Raw genomic sequence first — 7,398 nt, 5'->3', positions numbered from 1 at the left:
CCCGCCGCGGCGGCGGCCTCGGCCGGTGCCGGGACCCTGGGCCGTCGGCTCCAGGCGTCCCAGCTGTCCGGGGCCTCGGCCTCACGCGGCGCGGTCACGCTGCCGGTGCCGTCCTCGCCCGCTCCCCCGCTCCCCCGGGGCGCCGATCTCGGGATCCGGGGCGTCGGTCCCTTCACCACTCCGAACAAGGAGTTCTACCGGGTGGACACCGCCCTGGTCGTCCCCCGGGTCGACGCGGGCGCGTGGCGGCTGCGGATCCACGGAAAGGGGGTGGCGCGACCCGTCACCCTCGGCTTCCAGGACCTGCTGGACCGGGAGCTCGTCGAACGCGACATCACCCTCACCTGCGTCTCCAACGAGGTGGGCGGCCCGTACGTCGGCAACGCCCGCTGGATCGGCGTACGCCTGGCCGAACTGCTGCGCGAGGCGGGGGTGGAGCCCCCGTCGCGGGGCGGGCCCGCCGACCAGCTCGTGGCGCGCTCGGTCGACGGGATGACGATCGGCACCCCGGTCGAGGCGGTCATGGACGGCCGCGACGCCCTGCTCGCGGTCGGGATGAACGGCGAACCCCTGCCGTTCGACCACGGCTTCCCCGTCCGGATGGTCGTCCCGGGGCTCTACGGCTACGTCTCGGCCTGCAAGTGGATCCAGGACATCGAGCTCACGACGTTCGACGCCTACGACGCGTACTGGGTGAAGCGCACCTGGGCCCGCGAGGCTCCGATCAAGACCGAGTCGCGCATCGACACCCCCCGCCCCTTCGCCTCACCGGGCGCGGGCACCGTCCCCGTCGCCGGGGTCGCCTGGGCCCAGCACCGGGGGATCGCCCGGGTCGAGGTCCGGGTGGACGGCGGCCCCTGGCACACCGCGCGCCTGGGGGCGGAGGCCGGGCACGACACCTGGCGCCAGTGGGTGTGGGAGTGGCCCGCCACCCGCGGCCACCACACCTTGGAGGTCCGCGCGACGGACCGTACCGGCGCCACCCAGACCGACGAGCGGGTCGGCACCGTCCCCGACGGCGCGACCGGATGGCACTCGGTGGTGGTCGACGTGACCTGACCCCGGCCCGCCCCGCCCTCCTCATTCCTTTCCGAAGTCCTTTCCGCACCACATGACCGACCAATCATCCCTTCAGGAGAACACCATGAGCACCCGCCACTTCCGTCGCATCGCCCTCGCCGTGTCCGCCACCGCCGTGCTCCCGCTGGCCCTCACCGCCTGCTCCGGCGACAGCGACACCTCCACGTCCGGCTCCGGCGCCGGCTCGGCGAAGGCCAGTTCCTCCAGTGCGCCGGCCGAGGAGACCATGCCGATGGACCAGCCGTTCGGTCCGGCGTGTTCGACCGTGCCGAAGGACGGCGCGGGCTCCTTCGACGGCATGGCGAAGGACCCGGTCGCGACGGCGGCGTCCCACAACCCGGCCCTGTCCACGCTGGTCGCGGCCGTCAAGCAGGCCGGCCTCGTCGACACGCTGAACAACGCCCAGGACATCACCGTGTTCGCCCCGACCGACGACGCCTTCGCCAAGATCCCGAAGGCCGACCTGGACGAGCTGCTCGCCGACAAGGAGCAGCTCACCAAGGTGCTCACCTCGCACGTGGTGGGCCAGAAGCTGACGCCGAAGCAGCTGGAGAAGGGCTCCTTCGACACCCTGGCGAAGACGAAGCTCACGACGTCGGGTTCGGACACGACGTACACCGTGAACGACTCGGCGAAGGTGGTCTGCGGCAACGTCCGGACCGCCAACGCGACCGTCTACATCATCGACACCGTGCTGATGCCGATGAACTGACCCCGGCGCGGCGTCCGTAGGCTGCCCGGATGAATCCTCGATCCCCCCGAGACCGCGTCCCCGTCCCGCCCGACCGGCGGGACGGGGGCCGCCGGGACCGTGTGCGGGGTGCCGTGGTCGGCTCCGCGGCCGGTGACGCGCTGGGCGCCCCCTTCGAGTTCGGGCCGCCCGGCGCTTTCTCCGCCCGGTTCCCGGACGGCGTGGGGACGCTGTGCGGGGGCGGCGGCTGGGACCCGGGCGAGGCGACGGACGACACGCAGATGGCGGTCCTGGTCGGGGAGTCGCTGGTCGAGTGCGGTGGGCTCGAACTGCCCGACGTCTTCGCCCGGTTCAGGCGGTGGGCGGCGGGCGACCCGAAGGACATCGGGCTGCAGACCGAGGACGTCCTGACGAACGGGGAGCCCTGGGACCTGGCGGCCGCCCTGCACTTCCAGGTCAACGCACGCGCGGCCGGCAACGGTTCGCTGATGCGTGCCTCCACCTCCGCGGTGTACTTCGCACGCCGGGGCCGGGCGGCGACCATGGCCGCCGCCCGCCGTATCGCCGCACTGACCCATGGCGACCGGGCCGCGTGGGAGGGTACGGCCGTGCTGCACGAGCTGGTCCGCGTGGCCCTGGGCGGGGCCGATCCCTTCGCGGCGGTCGAGGCGGCACTGGCGGAGGTCCATCCGGACCACCGGGCCCGGTGGTCGGCCGTACTCGCGCCCGGCTGGCACCCGGACGACGCGACCGAGTCCAACGGCGCGGTCTGGCCGTGCCTGGGCACCGCCCTCTGGGCGCTCCGCACCACCACCGGTTTCGAAGGCGCCTTGGCAGCGGCCGTCGACGTGGGCGGCGACACCGACACGGTGGCCGCGGTCACCGGGACGCTGGCGGGCGCGGTCTACGGCCTCGGCGCCGTCCCGGAGCGCTGGACGCGGACCCTGCATGTGCCGCTGCCCGGCCACGGGGACCGTGTGCTGCGGACAGCCGATCTCGTGGCACTGGCCGACCGGCTCGACGAAAGCGCGGGAATCCCCATCCCGGACATCTACACATAAGGGACACATAAGGGCACACTGGTGGGAGAGGGTGAGGACCGCACGGAGGTTGGCGCGGTCGCCCTTCCACCGTACGAAGGAGACGAAGTCCATGAGTAACGTCTCACACCGGAGTGACCTATCGAGTCACCCCGACGCCTCGGAGATGCGGGAACGCCATGACCGCGTGATGCGTGGCGGCGGCCGGAGCACCGCCCTCGCGGACGCGCCGGTGTTCCTCGCCGGTCTGTACGCCGCCGTGTCGCCCTGGGTGCTCCACTTCACGGCGAGCCAGCCGTCGCTGGTGGTGCACAACGTGGTGATCGGTCTCGCCATCGCGGTCCTGGCCCTCTGCTTCACGGCCATGCCGGAGCGGATGAGCGGGATGAGCCTGGCCATCTGCGCCCTGGGCGCCTGGCTGATCGCGTCGACCTGGATCGTGGGCCAGAGCCCCGACATGGGCGTGGTCCTCAGCAACGTGATCGTCGGAGGCCTGACGGTTGTGCTGGGGGCGGTCTGTGCGGGGGTCGCGATGATGAACAGGAAGAAGGCGTAGCCCGGCCGCCCGCCCCTGGTCCACCGCCCCCGAGGCGGCGGGCCCCCGGCAGACGGCGGCCGAGGGGCCGGAACAGCTCCGGGCCCTCGGCCACCTCATGTCCACCGGCCGGCGTGCTCAGCCCAGCGAGCTGTACGCCACCACACCCCGCAGCACCGCGTCCACCGCCTTGTGCGCGTTCTTCGCCACCGTGGAACCGCCCTCCCGGGGCGCCGCCGCCGCGATCTGGCCGAGCACGTCGATGACCTGCTTGCACCAGCGGACGAAGTCACCGGCCGGCATCTCCGCCTCGCGCAGCACCTCGTCCAGCGTCCGGCCGGAGGCCCACATGTAGACGGCCCAGGCGAAGCCGAGGTCGGGCTCGCGCTGGCCGACCCCCTCCGTCTGGCTGATCTTGAAGTCCTCCTCCAGGGCGTCGAGCCGGCCCCAGATGCGGACCATCTCGCCCATCGCCACCTTCGCCGGCCCGGAGGGCAGCTTGGGCGCGACCGCGTCGTCGGCCTGGCGGGCCTCGAAGACGAGCGCCGAGACGCAGGCGGCCAGTTCGGCCGGGTTCAGCCCCTCCCAGACCCCGTCGCGCAGGCACTCGCTGGCCAGCAGGTCGAGCTCCCCGTAGAGCCGGGCCAGGCGCCGGCCGTTCCCGGTGACCTCGTCGCCGCGCAGGTAGTCGAGCTCGGTCAGGAGCGCGACGATCCGGTCGAAGGTGCGGGCGATGGTGTTCGTCCGGCCCTCGATGCGCTTCTCCAGCTGGCGGGTGTCCCGCTGGAGCCGGTGGTACCGCTCGGCCCACCGCGCGTGGTCCTCGCGCTCGTCGCACCCGTGGCAGGGGTGGGCGCGCAGCTCCGTGCGCAGCCGGGCGATCTCCCGGTCGTCGGCCGCGGCCGAGCGCTGCCTGCGGTGCCGCCCCGGATCGACGTGACCGGCCTTGCTCCGCAGCGCGGAGGCCAGGTCGCGGCGCGACTGGGGCGAGCGCGGGTTGAACGACTTGGGCACCCGCATCCGCTCCAGCGCCTCGACCGGCACCGGGAAGTCGATCTGGGCCAGCCGCTTGACCTGCCGCTCGGCGGTCAGCACCAGCGGGCGCGGCCCGTCGTGGTACTCCAGCCCGCGGTGGCCGTTGGTCCGCCCCGCGGGCAGTCCCGGGTCGAGGACCAGGGCGAGCCCGGCGAACTTCCCGGTGGGGACGTGGATGACGTCGCCCGGCTTCAGCTTCTCCAGGGACGACATCGCGGCGGCCCGCCGCTGTGCCGCCCCCTGCTTGGCCAGCTCCGTCTCACGGTCCTTGAGGTCGCGGCGCAGCCGCGCGTACTCCTCGAAGTCCCCGAGGTGGCAGGTCATGCCCTCCCGGTATCCCTCCAGCCCCTCCTCGTTGCGCTGGACCTGGCGGGAGATACCGACCACGGACCGGTCCGCCTGGAACTGGGCGAACGAGGTCTCCAGCAGCTCACGCGACCGGTGTCGCCCGAACTGGTGGACGAGGTTGACGGCCATGTTGTACGAGGGCCGGAAGCTGGACCGCAGCGGATAGGTACGGGTGCCCGCGAGGCCCGCGAGAGCGGTCGGGTCCATGCCCCGCTGCCACAGCACGACCGCATGGCCCTCGACGTCGATGCCGCGGCGCCCGGCCCGGCCGGTCAGCTGGGTGTACTCGCCCGGGGTGATGTCGGCGTGCTGCTCGCCGTTCCACTTGACGAGCTTCTCCAGCACCACGGAGCGGGCGGGCATGTTGATGCCGAGCGCCAGCGTCTCCGTGGCGAAGACGGCCTTGACCAGGCCCCGCACGAACAGTTCCTCGACGACCTCCTTGAAGGTCGGCAGCATGCCGGCGTGGTGGGCGGCGACGCCCCGCTCCAGCCCTTCGAGCCACTCGTAGTAGCCGAGGACGTGGAGGTCCTCGGCGGGGATGGACGCGGTCCGCTCCTCGACGATCTCCCGCACCAGCCGGCGCTTGTCCTCGTCGTTGAGCCGCAGCCCGGCCTGCAGACACTGCTGGACGGCCGCCTCGCAGCCGGCCCTGCTGAAGATGAAGGTGATAGCGGGCAGCAGCCCCTCGGCGTCGAGCCGGTCGATGACCTCGGGCCTGGCCGGGGTCCAGATCCGGCTGCGCTGCCGCCGCTCGCGCTCCCGGTCCGCCTCGCGGACCATCTTCCCCCGGCGGCGCTCACGCGGGTTGTACCCGCGCTGGTTCTCCATGCGGGCGAGGCGGACCAGATCCGGGTTGACCTCGCGGCGGCCGGTGCCCCGGCCACCGTGGTCGCTCTCCTCCTCGAAGAGGTCGTACATCCGGCGCCCGGCCATGACGTGCTGCCACAGCGGGACCGGGCGGTGCTCGGAGACGATCACCTGCGTGTCGCCGCGCACGGTGTCCAGCCAGTCGCCGAACTCCTCGGCGTTGGAGACCGTCGCCGAGAGGGAGACCAGGGTCACCGACTCCGGCAGGTGGATGATCACTTCCTCCCACACGGCGCCGCGGAACCGGTCGGAGAGGTAGTGCACCTCGTCCATCACCACGTGTCCGAGGCCGACGAGCGCCTGGGAGCCCGCGTACAGCATGTTGCGCAGCACCTCGGTGGTCATGACGACCACGGGCGCGTCCGCGTTGACGCTGTTGTCACCGGTCAGCAGGCCGACCTTGTCCGCGCCGTAGCGCCGGACGAGGTCGGCGAACTTCTGGTTGGACAGCGCCTTGATGGGCGTGGTGTAGAAGCACTTGCGGCCCTGTTCCAGGGCCAGGTGCACGGCGAACTCGCCGACGATCGTCTTGCCCGACCCGGTGGGGGCGGCGACCAGCACGCCCTTGCCCGCCTCCAGCGCCGTGCACGCCTCGATCTGGAACGGGTCCAGCGGGAAGTCGTACAGGTCGCGGAAGGGACCGAGGGCCGTGGCCGCTTCGGCCGCACGGACCCGGGACGCCTGGTATCGCTCAGCTGGTGAGAGGTCCTCTGTCATCTTGCGTACGAGCCTACCCGCCGGGTACGACAGTCAGCCCGGTCTTATTCTTCAGCCCGCCAGGACGCGGACGGCACCGGGCACGCAGGTGGCCGTGAGCGGGAGGGCGCCCAGTGGCTCGCCGTCCGCGTAGGCGGTGACCCCGGCCGCCGCCAGCTCGATCGAGGAGACCCGGTGCACGCTCACCACGGGGTGGTCGAGGTGGGTCCCTCTGTACACGCGGGGGAAGACCCTGAGCAGCGTGGTGCGGCTGCACGCGCCGACCACGGTCACGTCGAAGAGCCCGTCGTCCATGACGGCGTCCGCGCAGATCCGCATGCCGCCCCCGTACGCCGTGCCGTTGCCCACGGCGATCAGTGTGGCCTCGATCTCCCGGACCGGGCCGCCGTCCAGCCGGAGCCGGTACGGGACGGGCCGGAAGGCCGCCAGCTCGGCCACGATCGCCAGGTCGTACTTGAACCGGCCGCCGGCCCAGCGCATCCGGTTCCCCCGGTCGTTGACCCGGGAGTCGAACCCGGAGGCGAGGACGGAGCCGAACCATCGCTCCCCGACCCGGCCGAGGTCGATCTCGCGTGCCGTACCCGCCTTGAGCACCTCGGCGGCCAGCCGCCCCGCCGCGGCCGGGTCGCGCACCGGCAGGCCGAGGGCGCGGGCGAAGTCGTTGCCGGTCCCGACGGCGACGGCCCCGAGCGGGGTCGAGGTGCCGGCGACCGCCTGGAGGGCGAGGGACATCATGCCGTCCCCGCCCACGGCTATCAGGGCACCGGTCCCGCCGGCCACCGCCTCCCGGGCCCTTCGCAGGGCGTCGTCGGCGTCCTCGCCGAGCACGGTACGCACGGAGAAACCGGCGTCCCGCAGCGCGGAAGCGGCCGGCTGCGCGGCACGCGCGCCCCGGCCGCTTCCCGCTGTGGGGTTGACGAAAAGGGTGATCTCGCTGGTCACCAGCGGGACCTTACAAGGTCAGGTGATGTCGTCGTAACCGTTGAGCCGATGGGACCGCCCGCCGTCCGCGTCGCCGCCCGCCTGCTCGGGCAGGGCCGCCCGCGCGGAGGAACCGCCCGCCGGGCCGATCGGCTCGGGGG

At 72.8% G+C, this 7,398-nt stretch carries 6 protein-coding genes and 1 pseudogene; 4 read left to right on the top strand and 3 right to left on the bottom strand.

What is annotated here, in order from left to right:
• The 4 genes from IH13_RS0134845 to IH13_RS0134830 form a co-directional block, all read left to right on the top strand.
• On the top strand, positions 1-1,059 hold a 1,059-nt coding region (locus IH13_RS0134845), incomplete at its 5' end, for a molybdopterin-dependent oxidoreductase (protein WP_037843290.1).
• An 85-nt stretch (positions 1,060-1,144) separates the two neighbouring features.
• On the top strand, positions 1,145-1,792 hold the full coding sequence (locus tag IH13_RS0134840; RefSeq protein ID WP_031090964.1) for a fasciclin domain-containing protein: 648 nt from the start codon (positions 1,145-1,147) through the stop codon (positions 1,790-1,792).
• Positions 1,793-1,821: 29 nt separating this feature from the next.
• Positions 1,822-2,832 carry an ADP-ribosylglycohydrolase family protein gene (locus IH13_RS0134835; RefSeq protein WP_031090963.1) on the top strand — a complete coding sequence of 337 codons (1,011 nt, stop codon included), beginning with the start codon at positions 1,822-1,824 and terminating at the stop codon, positions 2,830-2,832.
• Positions 2,833-2,923: 91 nt separating this feature from the next.
• Positions 2,924-3,367, top strand: a complete 444-nt coding sequence (locus tag IH13_RS0134830; RefSeq protein WP_031090962.1) for an SPW repeat protein — start codon at positions 2,924-2,926, stop codon at positions 3,365-3,367.
• 117 nt (positions 3,368-3,484) lie between these two features.
• On the opposite strand, the gene IH13_RS0134825 is transcribed toward IH13_RS0134830, so the two are convergent.
• The 3 genes and pseudogenes from IH13_RS0134825 to IH13_RS45885 all read right to left on the bottom strand — a co-directional run.
• A complete protein-coding gene (locus IH13_RS0134825) occupies positions 3,485-6,316 on the bottom strand; it encodes a DEAD/DEAH box helicase (RefSeq protein ID WP_031090959.1) in 2,832 nt (943 codons plus the stop codon).
• 51 nt (positions 6,317-6,367) lie between these two features.
• Positions 6,368-7,258 carry a diacylglycerol kinase gene (locus tag IH13_RS0134820; protein WP_031090958.1) on the bottom strand — a complete coding sequence of 297 codons (891 nt, stop codon included), beginning with the start codon at positions 7,256-7,258 and terminating at the stop codon, positions 6,368-6,370.
• An 18-nt stretch (positions 7,259-7,276) separates the two neighbouring features.
• Positions 7,277-7,398 (bottom strand): annotated as a pseudogene (locus tag IH13_RS45885) (twin-arginine translocase subunit TatC); the annotation flags it as partial.

Source organism: Streptomyces sp. NRRL WC-3549 (assembly GCF_000721935.1).
Classification (GTDB): Bacteria; Actinomycetota; Actinomycetes; order Streptomycetales; family Streptomycetaceae; genus Streptomyces.
Note: the sequence above shows the minus strand (reverse complement) of the source record. Positions and strands in the feature narration are given on the sequence as shown.